Genomic DNA, 17,213 nt, shown 5'->3' with positions numbered 1-17,213 from the left:
GTTGAGCCTCACGCGGCCACGCGCTTCCCGCCAAGAGCAATCCGGTCGATGCACCACACCGCGAGCATCGTCGCGCCCATCAGCGGAAAGATCATGCCGAGCAGCGTCAGGCCGCCGCGCCAGGCGCGCATCGGCGGACGCCGTGCCGGACGCGACGGTGCGCCGATAGTCCGCGCCGGCCGGCGCTTCAGCCACATGACGAAACCCGTCAGCGCCAGCGCGGCGAGTCCGAGCGAAATCGCCGCGCAGACGATCTGGTTCGCCAGACCGAAATACCGCCCCATGTGCAACGACGTGCCGTACGAGATCCACTGCGCGACGCGGCCATAGTTCGGGTACGCGATGTCGGCGAGCACGCGGCCGCTGTACTGGTCGATGTGCAGCGTGCGTTCATCGCGTGGATCGGCGGGGAACGACGACACCGTATAGACGCCGCCCGGTGTGTTCGGCAGCGCGATGCCGTAGTCGTCGGCGACACCGTTGCGCGCCGCGAGCGCCACCACCTGGTCCAGCGACAGCCGCGCCGCCGTAACCGGCGCCGCCATGCCGCCCGGCACGGGCGTCGCGCCGACGGCCCACGGCGTCTGCTTGAGCGGCAATTCGTCCATGGTCATCGGCATGGCGTGTCCGGCATGTCCAGAATGTGCGGCGTGAGCATCGGCCTCCTGCGCGCCTGTTGCAGGCACGCTCGAATGCACGTGCGCGTCGCCCCACGCGCCTTTCGGATAACCCAGCGACGCGGACGTCGCGAGCGCCTTGAACTCGCGCCCCCACGATCCCGACCAAGGCAACCCCGACAGCACGAAGAACAGCGCGCCCGCCGCCAGCCACACGCCGCCGACCGCATGCAGGTCGCGCCACCACGCGCGGCCCCGCAATGACAATCGCGGCAGCCAGACCCCGCCGTTGCGGACATTCGTGCGATCCGGCCACCACAGCGCGACGCCCGTGCCGATCATCACGAGCGCCCAGCATCCGGCCAGTTCCATCAGCAGTTCGCCGGTCTTGCCGAGCATCAGTCCGCGATGCAGGTCGCGCACCTGTTTCATCAGCCGATGCTCGACCGACAGCGTGCCGAGCACCGCGCCGTCATAAGGATTCACATACACGCTTTCCCTTTCGCCCGACGGCAGGCGAAACACGAATTCGGCGCTGCGCGTGCGGTCGGATTGGATCTGCGCGAGCGTCGCGACCGCGCCGCGCGGTTCGCTCGCGGCGGCCCTGGCGAGCAGGACATCGCGCGGCAGGGGCGGCACGTGCGGATCTGCGACGACCATCCGGTCGCGATACAGAAGCGGTTCGAGTTGCGGCTGGAAACAGTAGATCGTGCCGGTGATGGCGAGCACGAGCAGCAGCGGCATGACGAACAGGCCGGCATAGAAGTGCCAGCGCCAGAGCGTGCGGCGCTGCGCGATGACATCGCCTTGATTGGGATGAACGGCGGCAGGGGATACAGGTGCGAGCATGGCGATTCTCTGAAGGGGTTGTGCGTGTCCGGTCGATGGCATCAGATCCCGATGCGCCCTTCCACATAAAACGTGCGCCCTGCATACGGGTGATACACGTAATAACGTTCGTCGAACAGGTTGTCGACGCCCACGCCCAGGTCGCCGCGAGGTTCGCCCGCCACAACGGGACGCGATAGAAGTACTTCCCCACCGACGCCGGATTGCCGCTGTTCGCGATGATCTTCGACTGCGTGTACGCGACATTGGCCACGGGATCGAGGCCGCGCACGAGCACGTCCTGGCCTTCATAGGCGAACTCGGCGCCGCGCGAACGCACGCGGTCGATGTTCTGGAAGTTAGTGATGTTAGGAATCACGGTCGTGTTGGTCTGGCTGAGGATCGTGTTCTTCACGTCGTCCTGGAACAGCGTGAAGCGATAGAGACCGTTGCCGTGCACCCACTCCGCGCTGAGCTCCTTCGAGAGATCGTCTCGTTCTACGTGCATCAGTGCGTGCTGCTGGCCATGGACGGCGAACCCGTGTGGTATGGGCGCGGCCAGGCGAATTGGGTCGGCATGCGCGTGGTGATGGCCACGGTCGCGCCGATCGAATTGCCCGCATAAAGCGCCGAGTAAGGGCCGTAGATAACGTCGGTGCGTTCGATGTCGTCCGCGAAGATCATCGACCAGCGCGGCGCGAAGTTCCACGGGTTGCCGAGGAAGTTGCCGAGCAGCAGGCCGTCGGCATAGACCAGGCCGCGCGCCGTCTGCGCATTGCTGGCGCCGCGCACTGCGATCGTCGAATTGAGGTCGCCGATGAAACGCTTGCGCACGGCCAGATTCGGCGCGTACTTGAGCACGTCTTCGGCCGACGTCACGTTCCAGTACTGGAACTGGTCGGCGGTGACGGTGTTGACGGTCGCGGGCAGGTTCGGGGCCAGCGACGACGCGCGCGGCGCGGACTGCGCGCTGATGTGTACTGGCGCAAAGGCGGTGTCGGCTGTCTCGGTGGGATCGGCGGACTCCACTGCCGATGCGGCAGGCGTAGCAGCGGCCGATAGCGCCGCGTGCGCCATCAGCGAGATGGGAAGCCATGCGCGTGAATGCGCGAAGGCACGGCGCCGCGAACACTGCCGCGCGCGCGTGATGAGCGGGAACATCGTGAATTCCTGAAAGGACGGACGAGCGGTCACGCGACCGTCGTGCTCATGCGCGCGACGAATGTCGGTCGGACCGGACGAAGGACGGATTCAGGAAAGGACGGGCGGCGCGCGTGGACGCGCGGCGTTGAATGCCTTCGAATGAATCGAGACAATTTGCGCGCGCGGCGCCACCCGTGCGACGCGCTCGATGCGCGCGGCCTGCGGCGTGGTGCCCGGCACGACCGGCAGATGATGCGCGAGCAGGCCGCAATAGGAGCAGGCGTCGAAATGGCCGGCGTCTTCGTGATGGCTTGCGGCATCGTGCGACGGCAGCAACGCCGATGTTGCATGCGCGGCTTGACCGGAAGGCGAGACGGCGCAGAGCGCCGCGAGCGGATCATCGGCGGCTGCACGGGCCGCGAGCGTCTGGCTGATGACCGGCGCGACAATAGCGAGCCACATGGCGGCAATGCCGAGCCAGGCGACGAAGCGATTGCGCGCGTTGCGGGTCATGAGAGCGGAGTGGAGGTCAAAGCGAAGAGTCGGACGAGATTGTAGGCAGCGCGCCGGCAGGCCGCAATCTCATGATGCACATGGAGAGCATCACGCGCGCAATTGACTCAATTGACGCAGGCGCGGCGCCGTCGCCGCATTGCCGCAAATTCCCGGACATCGACAGATGAATCGGTTAGAATCTCGGGCTTGGCACGTTGGACCGGTGCCGGACACGGCGGCATCGCCGGGCATCGAGACAGGCCGCAAGGCGTCGAGAACCCCGCCGCGCAAGCCGTGATGCGAGGATGGCGAAATTGGTAGACGCACCAGGTTTAGGTCCTGACGCCCGCAAGGGTGTGCGGGTTCGAGTCCCGCTCCTCGCACCACCCATCCCTCTCTGAATCAAGAGCCTGGATAAGCCAGGCGATCTTTGATTTGCCTGCATTCGCGCTGTTTTGCCATTCGAAAGACAGCAATGCGACAGCACAAAAAAAGCCACCGGGAAGGTGGCTTTTTGGTTTGTGCGCGAGTCAGCTTCCGCGCTGATGATCTGGCGCGCCGGCGCGACTGAGACCGTGGGTGGCCGCGCTGGCAATGATCGAGTCATGGTCGGGGTCTGCGCCGCATCGGGCCGAATATCAGCCTGCCGTATTCTCATGCAGTACAGGCGGCCGGAAACCCGTCAGACCCGTTTCTCTCGCCCGGACCTGAAACAAACCCGCGCCGGTTCCGGCTGACGCGGGTTTTTTTCGTCGACTCGATTCCGCTCGGACAGATCCCGTCCACGTCTCGCGCAAGCTCGCGATCGCGATCGCGAAGCATCCCGAATCATTCGCTAGACGCTGATATCGCCGAGTTCGACCATCATCACCTCGCCCTTCTCCTGCGAGCGGCCCGCGAAGTCCACTCCGGACTGATTCATCACCCGCCGGATCTCGTTCGGCAACAATTCGCTCGCGCGCGCCGCCGCGATCGGCCGATCCACGTGCGACAGGAACTGCCGCACGCCCGAGGGCTGCCAGAACACGAAGACATTGAGCGGATAGGACAGCGTGGCATCGGCCTTGCGATTCGCCGTGATGTGCAGACCCACCGTCGGCGACACATGCATCTGGCGCGGACACACACGGAAGTCGAAGCCTAGATCCGTCGCCACGCTCTTGACGAGGAACGGCAGGCATCGATCGCCGAATTGCTTGTTCTCGGATTTGCTCAGGGCCATGGGCGCCTCCCGACTGCGCGCACTGCAATGGAACGTCATACTCGGACGGATTGCGGCAGTGTTGCGCCGGGCGTGGGCGGCGTCAGTGGTGCGCCGCACATCCGGAACCAGCGGCGTTCGCCGGCAAGCGGCGGCAAAGGCATCGCGGGGCGGATAAAATGGGCGCCCATGCGTCGGCGGATATCGCCCCGCCCACCCTTGCCTCCCCACACATCAAGTTCGTGAATTTCGACGACCACTGCCAGCGGAAAGCCGCACCCGAAGGCTCCGGCACGTATTACGCCTTGCGCCGCGCCCCCGCCGCCGTGCAGCCGCTCCTGACCGCCCTGTTCGCGCTGCGGCGCGAGCTGGAGGAAACGGTCAAGGAAACCAGCGATCCGACCATCGGCCGCACCAAGCACGCCTGGTGGCAAAGCGAACTCGGCCGGCTCGACGAAGGCACGCCGACCCATCCCGTCACCAAGGCGCTGCAGGCGCACGCAGGCGACGCCCGGCATGCCGTGCTCGACGAGGCCGGGCGCGGGTTGCTGGCCACGGTCGTCGACGGCTTCGGCATGGATCTGGATCAGGCGCGCTATCTCGACTGGCCCGGCTTGCGGCGCTATCTCGACCAGACCGGCGGCGCGTTCGCCACGGCGATCGCCCGTGTGACCGCGCGCGAGCCGCAACAGACCGCCGCGTGGGCCGCTCCGCTCGGCGCGGCGCTGCAACTGGCCGAACGCGTGCAGAACATCGGCGACGACGCGCGTCATGGCCGCATCTACATTCCGATCGATGAATTGCAGCGCTTCAACGTGACGGCGGCGGACATCATCAACCGCAAATATGGCGACGCTTTCGCCGAGCTGATGCGCTTCCAGACGACGCGCGCCCGCCAGACGCTCGACACGGCCTTCGCCGCCCTGCCGCCCGCCGAACGCGCCACGCAGCGCGTGCTGCGCGCCGAGGCGGCGCTCGCTTATGCCTTGTTCGATGAAATCGAGCGGGAAGACTTCAAGGTGCTGCATCAACGCATTTCGCTCACGCCGATCCGCAAGCTGTGGATCACGTGGCGCACGCGTTGACTGCACTAGGCGCGCAATAGCGGCAGCGGCGCGAAGCGTTCCACCGATGACGACGGCACGACGCCCAGATGCGCGCACGCCGTGGCGTGCAGTTGCCTGAAGTCGAGGGTCACGGGTATGCCCTCATCGGCTTCGAGTGCATCGAGGCGCGGCGCCGCGCCCCACAGGCCGCCGCGCACGTTGCCGCCCATCAGGAAATGCGCCGCGGCGGCGCCGTGATCCGTGCCGCCGGCCGCATTCTCACGCACCGACCGTCCGAAATCCGAGCTCGTCATGACGAGCGTCCGATGCCAGTCGCCGGATGCGATCAACTGTGCTCGCAACACCATCAGCCCCTTCGCCAGTTGCCCCAGCAGCGCCGCATGCCGCGACGCCTGGTTCTCGTGCGTGTCGAAGCCGTGCAGCGCGATGCGCGCCACGGCCGCTTCGCGTTGCGCGATCGAGCGCGCGGCGTCCTCGCATGAAGCAGCGAACGAGCCGGCGGGCGAGCTTGGGGCAAGCGGCACGCCCGCGTTTGCAAACCAGCTGTCGTCGCGGTATTCATGCGTATCGGAAGCCGTGTCCCAGATCTGCCGTGAGCGGAAATGCGAGCGGTTGCACGCGTCATGACCGACGCCCTGCACGATCGCCAGTTCCTGTTCACGCCAGGCCCCGAGCAAGGGTAAAAGCGACGGATGCAAACCCGTGCGTGCATCGAGCGTCAAGACCAGCTCTTCCGGTACGGCGAGCGTCGGCCGCAGCGCACGGTACAGCGGATCGCCGATCGGGATGACGGTATTCACGCCATCGTTGCCGCCATCCAGGTCGACGAGCACCAGCGCGCGATCGGATGTGGAAGCTCCTGCAAGCGGCCGGCATGCGACGCCGCCCGACCATCCCGCGAACGCGCCGGCCGTGCAGAGAAACTGGCGTCGGTTCATCGGCGTGGGCGCCTAGCGCTTGTACAGATCGCGCACCGCTTCTTCGATGTGCTGCCGCAAGAGACGGCGCTCGTCGGCGGTCATCACGGTATGGCGCGGCGGGCGCGCGGGCGGCGCCTGATCGACCTGCTGGATGGGTTGCATCGCGGGCGCCTGGCTGTCATGCGCACTGGTCGCACCGGACCCGCGCTTGTTCACGCGCTGCTGTGCGCGAATCATGCGGCCATCGAAACGTTTGGGTGATGTGGTGACGTTGCTGTCGAAACGGTCGGAACGGTTGCCGTCGAGCGCGAAACCGGCGTTCTGCGCATGCGCGTGAGGCGTGCTCAGTACTGCATAGAGCGCACTGGCAAGAAGTGTCTTTCTGAAAATGCGCTCGGCGCGCACGGGTCCGCGTTGCCGCGCTCCCTTCATATTGTTCCCTTCGTTGCTCGACAACCGGACAGCCTCAGTCTTTTCATGCACGTCCTGCCATGGCTGGTCGGGCCGCACGACGCGCTGGTCTAATGGAGTATCTACCGAATGGCGGGCTCAGGTAACGCAGTGTACGGCCCAAACCCTTAGGCCGTGCCACAGGCCCCGTAAATTTTGTAACCAACTGTTACACTCGCTTTTGTTACAAACTCGACGTTTGACTAATCGCGCTAAGATGCCGCCATGGAAACCAAGAACCCTTCAAAAATTCTCGTAGTCGACGACGACCCGCGCCTGCGTGACCTCTTGCGCCGTTACCTCGGCGAGCAAGGCTTCAACGTGTACGTCGCGGAAAACGCCCCGGCCATGAACAAGCTCTGGGTGCGCGAGCGTTTCGACCTGCTGGTGCTCGACCTGATGCTCCCCGGCGAAGACGGCCTTTCCATCTGTCGTCGTCTGCGCGGCAGCAATGACCGCACGCCCATCATCATGCTGACCGCGAAGGGCGAAGATGTGGATCGTATCGTCGGGCTGGAAATGGGCGCCGACGATTATTTGCCGAAGCCGTTCAACCCGCGCGAACTCGTGGCGCGCATTCATGCGGTGCTGCGTCGCCAGACGCCGTCCGAACTGCCGGGCGCGCCGTCGGAAACCACCGAGGTGTTCGAGTTCGGCGAATTCGCGCTGAACCTCGCAACGCGTACGCTCACGAAGAACGGTCAGGAAATTCCGCTGACCACCGGCGAATTCTCGGTGCTGAAAGTCTTCGCGCGTCATCCGCGCCAGCCGCTGTCGCGCGAAAAGCTGATGGAGCTCGCACGCGGCCGTGAATACGAAGTGTTCGACCGCAGTCTCGACGTACAGATCTCGCGTCTGCGCAAGCTGATCGAGCCCGATCCGAGCAGTCCGCGCTTCATTCAGACGGTGTGGGGCCTGGGCTACGTGTTCATTCCCGACGGCGCGGCCTGAGTGTTTCTAAGCTTCTTGAGCTTGAGCGAGTTTGGTCACGCTTTCTTCCCTTACCCGAGCTGAACCCGACAGACCCATGCGCATCGACAGGCGGCTACTGGCGCTCGCGTTCGGCGGCCTGTTCTGGCGTACCTTCGCGCTGATCGCGCTGCTCATCGCGGTCAGCCTGACCGCATGGTTCCAGAGCTTTCGCGTGATCGAACGCGAGCCGCGCGCGCAGCGCGTGGCGCTGCAGCTCGTCGCGGTCGTCAAGCTGACGCGCACCGCCCTGCTCTATTCCGATCCCGACCTGCGCCGCGCGCTGTTGCAGGATCTGGAGAGCAACGAGGGTGTGCGCGTCTATCCGCGCGAAACCACCGACAAGTACAAGCTCCAGCCCGACGAGTCGCTCAACCGGCTGATCGAGCGCGACGTGCGCGGCCGGCTCGGCAACGACACGATCATCGCCCAGTCGGTGAACGAGATTCCCGGCGTGTGGATCAGCTTCAAGATCGATGACGACGATTACTGGGTCGCACTCGACCGCGACCAGCTCGACACCGTCACCGGCCTGCAATGGGCCGGCTGGGGCGTGTTCGCGCTGGCGCTGTCGCTGTTCGGCGCGGCCTTCATTACAAGCCTAGTGAACCGGCCGTTCGCGCGGCTGGCGCTGGCCGCGCGCAAGCTCGGTTCGGGACAGTCGCCGGAACCCTTGCCGGAACGCGGCATGGGCGTTGCCGCCGAGACCAACCGCAGCTTCAACCAGATGGTGCAGGACCTCGAACAACTCGAGGCGGACCGCGCGCTGATGCTCGCGGGCATTTCGCACGACTTGCGCACGCCGCTCGCGCGGCTGCGGCTCGAAACCGAAATGAGTCCGTCGGACGAGGCCACCAAGCTCGCGATGATCGACGACATCGAGCAGATGGACATGATCATCGGGCGCTTCCTGGACTACGCGCGGCCGATGCAGCGCATGCCTGAAGCCGTCGATCTCTCGATGATCGCCAGCGAACTGGCCGCACGTTTCCACGCCGACGAAGGCGTCGTGATGCGCACCGATCTCGCGCCCGGCGCGGTGATCGAGGGCGATCCGACCGATGCGCGCCGCGTCGTCGGCAACCTGCTGGAGAACGCGCGCAAGTACGGCCGCAGCGAGCACGACGACATCGCCCGCATCACGCTGCAGACGCGGGTGTCGCACGGCAAGGTGGAGCTCTCGGTGATGGACGAAGGCCGCGGCATCCCCGACGACCAGGTCGCGCTGATCACGCGTCCGTTCTATCGCGTCGATACCGCCCGCACCCAGGCGAACGGCACGGGCCTCGGCATGGCGATCGTGCAGCGCCTCGTCACGCGGCAGCGTGGCACGCTGCGCCTGCGCAACCGCGCGCCGCTGGCGGGCTTCGAGGTGACGATCGATTTCCCGTCGATGAAGGGCGGCGCGCGCTTCGAAGGCTGAATCGCGGCTTGAAACCCGGCGACGTCATGGGTGTCTGATTCGAACGCGTTCTATTTCTTCCTCAGGAGTCTCTGCATGAAGACCGTCGGCGACAAAGTCGAGGCTTTCACCGTCACCGCGGCGAAGCCGGGCTTCAACCATTACGAGGAAAACGGCCAGTTTGCCTTCGAGGACATCACGGAGCAATCCTTTCCGGGCAAGTGGAAGATCATCTACTTCTACCCGCGCGATTTCGGCTTCGTCTGCCCGACGGAGATCATCGAGTTCGCGCGCATTGCACGGGACTTCGAGGATCGTGACGCGGTGCTGATGGGCGGCAGCGTCGACAACGAGTTCGTCAAGCTGGCCTGGCGCCGTGAGCACCGGGAACTGAGCAAGCTCAATCACTATGCCTTCGGCGACGTGAAGGGCGAACTGATTGATCAGTTGGGCATCCGCGACAAGGAAGCGGGCGTGGCGTTGCGCGCGACCTTCATCGTCGATCCCGAGAACGTGATCCAGCACGTGTCGGTCAACAACCTGAACGTCGGCCGCAGCCCCGAGGAAGTGCTGCGCGTGCTCGACGCGCTGCAAACCGGCGAGCTGTGTGCCTGCGAGCGCCCGGCCGGCGGCGCGACGCTCTGAGCGCGCGCCGCTCGCCTGTCGCGTATAAAACGCGTCAAGCGTCGATGGACGTCCTGCGCAGCAGCACGGCCGCCTGCGCCTCGATGCCTTCCTTGCGGCCGAGGTAGCCGAGCTTCTCGTTGGTCTTGGCCTTGACGTTGACGCGGTCGAGCGGCAGGTCGAGATCGTCGGCGATGTTCGCGCGCATGGCCTCGATATGCGGCGCGAGCTTCGGCGCCTGGGCGATCACAGTGCTGTCCACATTGACGATCGCGAAACCGGCGTCTGTCACGCGGTGCATCGCTTCTCGCAACAGCACGCGGCTGTCGGCGCCGGCGAATTCGGTCGCGGTATCCGGAAAATGCCGGCCGATATCGCCGAGCGACGCCGCGCCGAACAGCGCGTCGGTGATGGCGTGCAGCAGGACGTCCGCGTCCGAGTGGCCGAGCAGGCCGCGTTCGTAAGGCACCGTCACGCCGCCGATGATGAGCGGGCGGCCCTCGACGAGCTGGTGGACGTCGTAGCCCTGTCCGATTCTGAAATCCATCGATGCAAACCTTGGTTGAGTGAGAGGTGGACGAGCTTCAGGCGTGCGCGGCGAGCATCGCGCCGGCGAGCGCGAAGTCTTCCGGATACGTCACCTTGAAGTTGCGCAGGCTGCCCTGAACTAGCTTCGGCGAGTGCCCGAGCCATTCGATGGCGCTGGCTTCGTCGGTCAGGTCGTGGCCGTCGTGACGCGCACGTTCGATTGCCTCGCGCAGCATGCCGACGCGGAACATCTGCGGCGTCTGCGCCTGCCAGAGGCCGTCGCGCGATTCCGTGCGGGCGATCCGTACATCATGGACGTCGTTGCTGGGCACGTCGGGCATGTTCGGTGCGACGCGCTTGAGCGTGTCCGCGACCGGCAGCGCGAGAATGCCGCCCACTGCGTCGTCGCGCAGTTCCGCGACGAGCTTGCGGATCATCTCCGGCGTGATGCCGGGGCGCGCGGCGTCATGCACGAGCACCCAGTCGTCGTCGCGCGCGCCGAAGCCGGCGAGCGCGAGCAGACCGTTGTACACCGAGGCCTGCCGCGAAGGGCCGCCGCAGCGCGCCACCACGAAGCGCAGGCCGGCGAAGCGGCGCGCGTCGAAGTGCGGGTCGTCCGGTGCAAGCACGACCAGGGTCTGCGAGAATTCGGAACATGCGTCGAATGCCGCGAGCGTGTAGGCGAGCATCGGGCGGCCTGCGACGGTCTGGTATTGCTTCGGCATCGGCGCGCCGGAACGGCTGCCGGTGCCGGCGCAGGGAATCAGTGAGAAGAGGCGCGAAGTCACGGGCGGGTAACGTGGTTTAACGTGGCCAAGTCAAAGTCGAAGCCCGGATTTTATAATAGGTCCATCGCGACCACGTCCGGCGCACGCCAGTTCGCTCCTTCGAACGGCCTGCCGGACGGCTCCATGCACACCCTATGCCTTCCAAAGCCGTCACCGCGCAGTCCAGTTCTCCCATTGCCCTAGTCAAGCCTGGTCAGCGTTTCGTCTTCGCCGGCGCGACCGTTTCGTCCGACGCCCTCGCCCTCGCCCGTTATCACGCGGCGTATCGCGACAGCGTGCCGCTGCTCACGATCGTCACGGCCAGCGCGGTCGATGCCCAGCGTCTCGCGGCCGAAATTCCTTACTTCGCGCCCGATGCCCGCGTGCGGCTGCTGCCCGACTGGGAAACGCTTCCGTACGACACCTTTTCCCCACATCAGGACCTGGTGTCGGAGCGTCTGGCGACGCTGCATGATCTCGGCGAAGGCCGCTGCGACATCCTGATCGTGCCGGCGACCACGGCGCTGTACCGGATGCCGCCGGCGTCGTTCCTGGCGGCCTATACGTTCTCGTTCAAGCAGGGCGAGCGCCTCGACGAAGCGAAGCTCAAGGCACAGCTGACGCTGGCGGGCTACGAACATGTGAGCCAGGTCGTGCGGCCGGGCGAATACTGTGTGCGCGGTTCGCTGATCGATCTCTACCCGATGGGTTCGCCGCTGCCCTACCGGCTCGATTTGTTCGACGACCAGGTGGATTCGATCCGCGCGTTCGATCCCGACACGCAACGCAGCCTCTATCCGGTGAAGGACGTGCGCCTGCTGCCGGGCCGCGAGTTTCCCTTCGACGAAGCCGCGCGCACGGCCTTTCGCAGCCGTTGGCGGGAAGTGTTCGAGGGGGATCCGAGCCGCTCGCAGATCTACAAGGACATGGGCAACGGCGTGCCGTCGGCGGGCATCGAATACTACTTGCCGCTGTTCTTCGACGACACCGCGACGCTCTTCCACTATCTGCCCGAAGGCTCGCAACTGGCTTTCGTCGGCGACCTGGATGCGGCCATCAAGCGTTTCACGCACGACACCAAGCAGCGCCACGCCTTCCTGTCGCACGACCGCGAACGGCCGCTGCTCGAACCGCGCCGCCTGTTCCTGACGGACGACGACTTCTTCACGTTCGCGAAGCCGTTCGCGCAGCTCAAGTTTCCGGCCGTGCCCGAAGGCGGCTGGGCCGCGCCCTTGCCGGGGCTCGCGCTCGACCGCCACGCCGACGAGCCCCTGCTCGCGCTGCGCCATTACCTGGAGCAGACGGAGAATCGCGTGATGCTGGTGGCGGAATCGGCGGGACGGCGCGAGACCATCCAGCAGTTGCTCGCCGAGAATCACCTGCGCGGCGAGATGCACGACACCTTCCACGAGTGGCTGACGAGCGACGGCAAGTTCACGCTCGGCATCGCGCCGCTGGCGAACGGTTTTTCGCTGCCGTCCGAGAAGCTCGCGATCATCACGGAGACCGAACTCTACGGACCGCTGGCGCGCCGGCCCGGACGGCGCCGTCAGGAACAGGCGAGCAATGTCGATTCGATGGTGCGCGACCTTGCCGAACTGAAGGTGGGCGATCCGGTCGTGCATGCGCAGCACGGTATTGGCCGCTACATGGGATTGGTGTCGATGGATCTCGGCGAGGGCGAAACCGAGTTCCTGCATCTCGAGTATCAGAACGAGGCGAAGCTGTACGTGCCGGTGTCGCAACTGCATGTGATCTCGCGCTATAGCGGCGCGGATCCGGAGAGCGCGCCGCTGCATCAGCTGGGTTCGGGACAATGGGAAAAGGCCAAGCGCAAGGCGGCCCAGCAGATCCGCGATACCGCCGCCGAACTGCTCAACCTCTATGCACGCCGTGCCGCGCGAGAGGGCTACGCGTTCAAGCTGGAGCCGCGCGACTACACGAAGTTCGCGGAGAGCTTCGGCTTCGAGGAAACGCCCGATCAGGCGGCGGCGATTGCCGCGGTCATCGGCGACATGACGAGCGGCAAGCCGATGGACCGTCTCGTGTGCGGCGACGTCGGCTTCGGCAAGACGGAGGTGGCGTTGCGGGCCGCGTTCATCGCGGTGATGGCGGGCAAGCAGGTGGCGATTCTCTCGCCGACGACGCTGCTTGCCGAGCAGCATACGCAGACCTTCACCGATCGCTTCGCGGACTGGCCGGTGCGCATCGCGGAGCTGTCGCGCTTCAAGACGGGCAAGGAAGTCTCGACGGCCGTGCAGCAGATCAACGATGGCTCGGTCGATATCGTCATCGGCACGCACAAGCTCTTGTCCGGCGACGTGAAGTTCAAACGGCTGGGGCTGGTGATCATCGACGAGGAGCATCGTTTTGGCGTGCGTCAGAAGGAAGGGTTGAAGGCGTTGCGCGCCGAGGTTGACGTGCTCACGCTGACCGCCACGCCGATCCCGCGTACGCTCGGCATGGCGCTGGAAGGCTTGCGCGATTTCTCGGTGATCGCGACGGCGCCGCAGAAGCGTCTGGCCATCAAGACCTTCGTGCGTCGCGAGGAAGACGGCGTGATACGCGAGGCGATGCTGCGCGAACTGAAGCGCGGCGGCCAGGTGTACTTCCTGCACAACGAGGTGGAGACCATCGAGAATCGCCGCGCGATGCTGGAGGCGCTGGTGCCTGAGGCGCGCATTGCGGTGGCGCATGGACAAATGCATGAGCGCGAACTCGAACGCGTGATGCGTGACTTTGTCGGTCAGCGTGCGAATGTGCTGTTGTGCACGACGATCATCGAGACTGGCATCGATGTGCCGAGTGCGAACACGATTCTCATGCATCGGGCGGACAAGTTCGGTCTGGCGCAGTTGCATCAGTTGCGTGGGCGGGTCGGGCGTTCGCATCACCAGGCGTATGCGTATTTGCTGGTGCATGATCCGCAGTCGCTGACGAAGCAGGCGCAGCGCCGGCTGGAGGCGATCCAGCAGATGGAGGAACTCGGTTCGGGCTTCTATCTCGCGATGCATGACCTGGAGATTCGCGGCACGGGTGAGGTGCTGGGCGACAAGCAGTCGGGCGAGATTCACGAGATTGGCTTTCAGCTTTACACCGACATGCTGAACGATGCCGTGCGGGCGCTGAAGGATGGGCGCGAGCCGGATCTGAATGCGCCGCTTGCCGCGACGACGGAGATCAATCTGCATGCGCCGGCCATTCTTCCTGCGGATTATTGCGGCGATGTGCAGGAGCGTCTGTCGCTGTACAAGCGGCTGGCCAACTGCGAATCGAGCGATGCGATCGACGGGATTCTCGAGGAGCTGGTGGACCGCTTTGGCAAGTTGCCGCCGCAGGCGCATGCGCTGGTGGAGACGCATCGGTTGAGGCTTGCCGCCAAGCCGTTGGGCATCTCCAAGATCGATGCTGGGGAGCAGGCCATTTCGTTGCAGTTCGTGCCGAATCCTCCGGTTGATGGGATGAAGATCATCGAGATGGTGCAGAAGCACAAGCACATCAAGCTGGCGGGGCAGGACAAGTTGCGGATCGAGACGAGGAGTCCGGATCTGGCTGTGCGGATCGGGACGGTGAAGGAGACGCTCCGAGCGTTGGGGGCGCCGGTCAGGCAGCCGGCGGTTTCTGGGCGGTGAAAAGGGGCTTTTTCTGAGGGATCTATTTCGTTGGCTTTGCGCTTCGATGGACTTCCTGTATTCGCGTCGGTCTATTGGCACTGCCCCTCCCCGGGGCGGGGGGCTTCGCTCTCGTCCTTCGCGTGGGTTGCTTGTGTTCGCTTGCGCTTCTATGGACTTCCTGTTTTCGCGTCGGTGTATTAGCACTGCCCCTCCCCGGGGCGGGGGTAACTTTCTTTGCCGCTGCAAAGAAAGTCACCAAAGAAAGCAGCTTTTCTTCTCGCCCAGCGTCATTTAGCGGCACGACACAGAACCACGTTTCTGGCGCCGCAGTAGAGAGTGCCCTCATAGGCCACACCCGGCGTGGATCGCGGACCCACTGTGAAAATTGCACCACAGAACAGACCGGTGCAGCCCTTGCATGCTCCGGCGCTGCGCTACGCGCCGCCGTCCGGTCAATCGGGGATGCCAGTGCACTCTTGCTTACGCGTCCATCTCATTGCTCTTGCCTCCCACTGGTTTCCCTTGCATACCCTCCGGCAGCGCGTAGCGCTGGGCCGGAACCCTCAGGTGCTGCACCAGTTCGCTGAACGGCAGTTTGTCCCAGTGGGTCCGCGATCCACGCCCGGTATGGCCTACGAGGGCACTCGCTAGTGCCGGGCCAGTGAGGCTTTTCTGTGTCGTGCCGCTGGTGGACCTTGGGCGGTAAGAAAGCTGCTTTCTTTGGTGACCTTCTTTGCAGAAAAAAAGAATGTAGACCGAAAAAAACCTGAAAAACGGTTTCAATTCAACGCGATACGTCGTCGACCCTGAACAACGCGCCGAGCCCTGCACGAGTTGAGTTACGAGAGGAACATCCGAGGAGGCATGCTGAAGAACAAGCTCAGCATTAAGACGTAAAAGCGTGATCGAATTGCGCGAGCTCAACAAGAGCGGCGAGGACGCCCATCAGGACCACGCGGCACAGGCACAGGATCCGCAACAAGCCGAAGAACCCGAGCGAGCTTAAAAGGAGGATCAACGTCAGCACGGCATGCGCGCGCAGCGTGCCGTGCTCGTCATCGTTTCACCGTGCGCGCCATTGCTTGCGTGATCGCGCCATAACGAAAAAATTGGACAACAGGCAACGAATCACGCACAGTCAACGCATCGCATAATTCGGAATCTTCTCAAAGGCAAACGCGCAGTTGTGCGTACTCTCTGCGTTTAGGTGAATGCGTCGTCTATTTAGGCGATTGCACCGCCGAAGCAGGTCTTGACTGGACTTGTGAGCCGTAAATGAGAAGAACCCCGCTTCGCCTGTCATGGGCGAGGCGGTTAAGTCCGCATGTCTGCGATCTCGCACGTCCTTGCACGGACGTGCATCGTGTCCGACCGTTCAATGGCGGGCCGTAGTAGAGGGTGCAGAGCGATTTGGTTCTTCGTCGCTCCGCCCAGTCAACTCTGCTATTGGCCCGTCTCCCTCTTCCATTGGGACGCGGGACCTCACCACAAGAGGGCGAACCCGTGAGCGTCAGAGACACCGCAATCCATTCCCGTCTTTCATCCGAACCACCGCCGTACGCGCGACTCCACGCCGGTCGGTTTGCGACGCCCGAGCGCGCCGCCTTCGCCGCGTGGCGGCGCCCCCTGCATTCGTTCGAGGAGCACTTCGTCGGGCACGTGAGCGCAATCGGCGCATTGCGCGCCTTATCGCGGCGTGATCCTCTCCCGCTCCTGTGCTATGTGCAGGAAGCGCGTGGCTCGATCACCGCACATCGAGACTCGTTTCTCGACATCGTGCGCGTAGGCGGCAAGGTCGGACGACGCGCCGAACTGCTCGCGCCGCTCGCCGAAATCCTCGACACATCGGGCGCCCGCGCGCTTGAGAGCGACGTCATCGAATGCGCCGCTCAGGCACTCAGAGAGTGCTTTCTCGTGCTGCAGAGCGGACCGCGCATCGATTCCGTGCTCACGTACCTGAGTCAGCTGCAGGCGACGTGCTCAATCACGATCCACCACGCAAGCAAGCTGCGCAGGCTCATTGCGAACGAGGTCGCCGCGCTCGGCTGACCCGTTTTCGCCTCTCCGAAAAGCTCCTGTCCCGGGCTCCCGGGGGACGTGCCGTCGCGCCGCGAACTGACAACAGGCACGCCTTCGGTTTTGCGCCTCGCCCCGTGCGAGGCTTTTTTTTTCAGATTTATCGGCCTACGCCGGGCAATTCGGAGCGCTGACAATACACGTGCTGCTTGCTTACGTTGCCATGCCTCGCGAGCCGGTTCCGCCGACTCCCTTCCTGCAAGAACATGAATCACGGTCTTTTCAAGCTGGTGTACAGCTGTCTGCGGAAGATGCACGTCGCTGTCGCCGATTTTGCATGCGCTCACGGCAGCGGACCGGACATGCGGGTCGCAGGCACGCGCAACGCGCCGCCTCCCCTCCTGCTGCGTCCGCTCGTTGCCGCCGCCATGCTGTGCTTCGGAGGGCTCGTCGTAGTCGTACCGACGTGGGCGCAGATCGTCGCGGTCCCGGGCTCTGGTGCGCAGGTTCTACAGGCGCAGAATGGCGTCGCACAGGTGAATATCGCGAAGCCTTCGGGTGCGGGTGTGTCG

At 64.7% G+C, this 17,213-nt stretch carries 14 protein-coding genes, 1 tRNA gene and 3 pseudogenes; 8 read left to right on the top strand and 10 right to left on the bottom strand.

Going from position 1 to position 17,213, the window contains the following annotated elements; all coding sequences use genetic code 11:
* Positions 1 to 8: 8 nt before the first annotated feature.
* The 5 genes and pseudogenes from QCE64_RS06410 to QCE64_RS06395 all read right to left on the bottom strand — a co-directional run bounded on the left by QCE64_RS06410 (position 9) and on the right by QCE64_RS06395 (position 3,101).
* Complete coding sequence (locus QCE64_RS06410; protein ID WP_310003115.1) at positions 9 to 1,466, bottom strand: PepSY domain-containing protein; 1,458 nt, start codon at positions 1,464 to 1,466, stop codon at positions 9 to 11.
* A gap of 41 nt (positions 1,467 to 1,507) precedes the next feature.
* Positions 1,508 to 1,630, bottom strand: a complete 123-nt coding sequence (locus QCE64_RS06405; protein ID WP_309929974.1) for a hypothetical protein — start codon at positions 1,628 to 1,630, stop codon at positions 1,508 to 1,510.
* Positions 1,576 to 1,953: pseudogene (locus QCE64_RS37905) on the bottom strand (TonB-dependent receptor domain-containing protein); the annotation flags it as partial. The gene QCE64_RS06405 and the pseudogene QCE64_RS37905, both read right to left, overlap by 55 nt.
* Before the next feature lie 152 nt (positions 1,954 to 2,105).
* Positions 2,106 to 2,522 (bottom strand): annotated as a pseudogene (locus QCE64_RS06400) (TonB-dependent receptor plug domain-containing protein); the annotation flags it as partial.
* Between the two features lie 174 nt (positions 2,523 to 2,696).
* On the bottom strand, positions 2,697 to 3,101 hold the full coding sequence (locus tag QCE64_RS06395) for a DUF2946 domain-containing protein (protein WP_310003113.1): 405 nt from the start codon (positions 3,099 to 3,101) through the stop codon (positions 2,697 to 2,699).
* Between the two features lie 281 nt (positions 3,102 to 3,382).
* Here QCE64_RS06395 and QCE64_RS06390 point away from each other — a divergent pair.
* A tRNA-Leu gene (locus tag QCE64_RS06390) sits at positions 3,383 to 3,469 on the top strand.
* A gap of 449 nt (positions 3,470 to 3,918) precedes the next feature.
* Here QCE64_RS06390 and QCE64_RS06385 read toward each other — a convergent pair.
* Entirely contained in the window at positions 3,919 to 4,305 is a 387-nt protein-coding gene (locus QCE64_RS06385) for a hypothetical protein (RefSeq protein WP_309929971.1), read from the bottom strand.
* Positions 4,306 to 4,526: 221 nt separating this feature from the next.
* Between QCE64_RS06385 and QCE64_RS06380 the strand changes: the two genes are divergently transcribed.
* Positions 4,527 to 5,369 (top strand): squalene/phytoene synthase family protein, encoded by an 843-nt coding sequence (locus QCE64_RS06380; protein ID WP_310004163.1) that lies wholly within the window; start codon positions 4,527 to 4,529, stop codon positions 5,367 to 5,369.
* A gap of 5 nt (positions 5,370 to 5,374) precedes the next feature.
* Here the strand turns inward: QCE64_RS06380 and QCE64_RS06375 are convergent, their stop codons facing one another.
* Together QCE64_RS06375 and QCE64_RS06370 are read right to left on the bottom strand one after the other, a co-directional pair.
* Entirely contained in the window at positions 5,375 to 6,289 is a 915-nt protein-coding gene (locus QCE64_RS06375) for a DUF1501 domain-containing protein (protein WP_310003111.1), read from the bottom strand.
* Positions 6,290 to 6,301: 12 nt separating this feature from the next.
* Positions 6,302 to 6,703 carry a hypothetical protein gene (locus QCE64_RS06370; RefSeq protein WP_309915776.1) on the bottom strand — a complete coding sequence of 134 codons (402 nt, stop codon included), beginning with the start codon at positions 6,701 to 6,703 and terminating at the stop codon, positions 6,302 to 6,304.
* A gap of 243 nt (positions 6,704 to 6,946) precedes the next feature.
* Here QCE64_RS06370 and ompR point away from each other — a divergent pair, with 243 nt between their 5' ends.
* From ompR to QCE64_RS06355, 3 genes are all read left to right on the top strand, one after another.
* Positions 6,947 to 7,672 carry a two-component system response regulator OmpR gene (gene ompR / locus QCE64_RS06365; RefSeq protein ID WP_016345257.1) on the top strand — a complete coding sequence of 242 codons (726 nt, stop codon included), beginning with the start codon at positions 6,947 to 6,949 and terminating at the stop codon, positions 7,670 to 7,672.
* Between the two features lie 76 nt (positions 7,673 to 7,748).
* Positions 7,749 to 9,113 carry an ATP-binding protein gene (locus QCE64_RS06360; RefSeq protein ID WP_309808219.1) on the top strand — a complete coding sequence of 455 codons (1,365 nt, stop codon included), beginning with the start codon at positions 7,749 to 7,751 and terminating at the stop codon, positions 9,111 to 9,113.
* A 75-nt stretch (positions 9,114 to 9,188) separates the two neighbouring features.
* Positions 9,189 to 9,737: a peroxiredoxin gene (locus QCE64_RS06355; RefSeq protein ID WP_310003109.1), complete on the top strand. Its 549-nt coding sequence runs from the start codon at positions 9,189 to 9,191 to the stop codon at positions 9,735 to 9,737.
* A gap of 34 nt (positions 9,738 to 9,771) precedes the next feature.
* Here the strand turns inward: QCE64_RS06355 and ispF are convergent, their stop codons facing one another.
* Positions 9,772 to 10,263, bottom strand: a complete 492-nt coding sequence (ispF, locus tag QCE64_RS06350) for a 2-C-methyl-D-erythritol 2,4-cyclodiphosphate synthase (RefSeq protein ID WP_309915770.1) — start codon at positions 10,261 to 10,263, stop codon at positions 9,772 to 9,774.
* A 37-nt stretch (positions 10,264 to 10,300) separates the two neighbouring features.
* A complete protein-coding gene (ispD, locus tag QCE64_RS06345) occupies positions 10,301 to 11,032 on the bottom strand; it encodes a 2-C-methyl-D-erythritol 4-phosphate cytidylyltransferase (protein ID WP_309915767.1) in 732 nt (243 codons plus the stop codon).
* Between the two features lie 134 nt (positions 11,033 to 11,166).
* On the opposite strand from ispD, the gene mfd reads away from it, so the two are divergent.
* From mfd to QCE64_RS06330, 3 genes and pseudogenes are all read left to right on the top strand, one after another.
* Positions 11,167 to 14,643, top strand: a complete 3,477-nt coding sequence (gene mfd, locus QCE64_RS06340; protein WP_310003107.1) for a transcription-repair coupling factor — start codon at positions 11,167 to 11,169, stop codon at positions 14,641 to 14,643.
* Positions 14,644 to 16,023: 1,380 nt separating this feature from the next.
* Positions 16,024 to 16,674, top strand: coding sequence for a hypothetical protein (locus tag QCE64_RS06335; RefSeq protein ID WP_310003105.1), 651 nt, complete (start codon positions 16,024 to 16,026; stop codon positions 16,672 to 16,674).
* 233 nt (positions 16,675 to 16,907) lie between these two features.
* A pseudogene (locus tag QCE64_RS06330) lies at positions 16,908 to 17,213 on the top strand (filamentous hemagglutinin, protein); the annotation flags it as partial.

Origin of the sequence: Caballeronia sp. LZ043, assembly GCF_031451075.1 — a bacterium.
In the GTDB taxonomy this organism is placed as follows: domain Bacteria; phylum Pseudomonadota; class Gammaproteobacteria; order Burkholderiales; family Burkholderiaceae; genus Caballeronia.
This window is presented reverse-complemented; position numbering and strand designations above follow the sequence as displayed.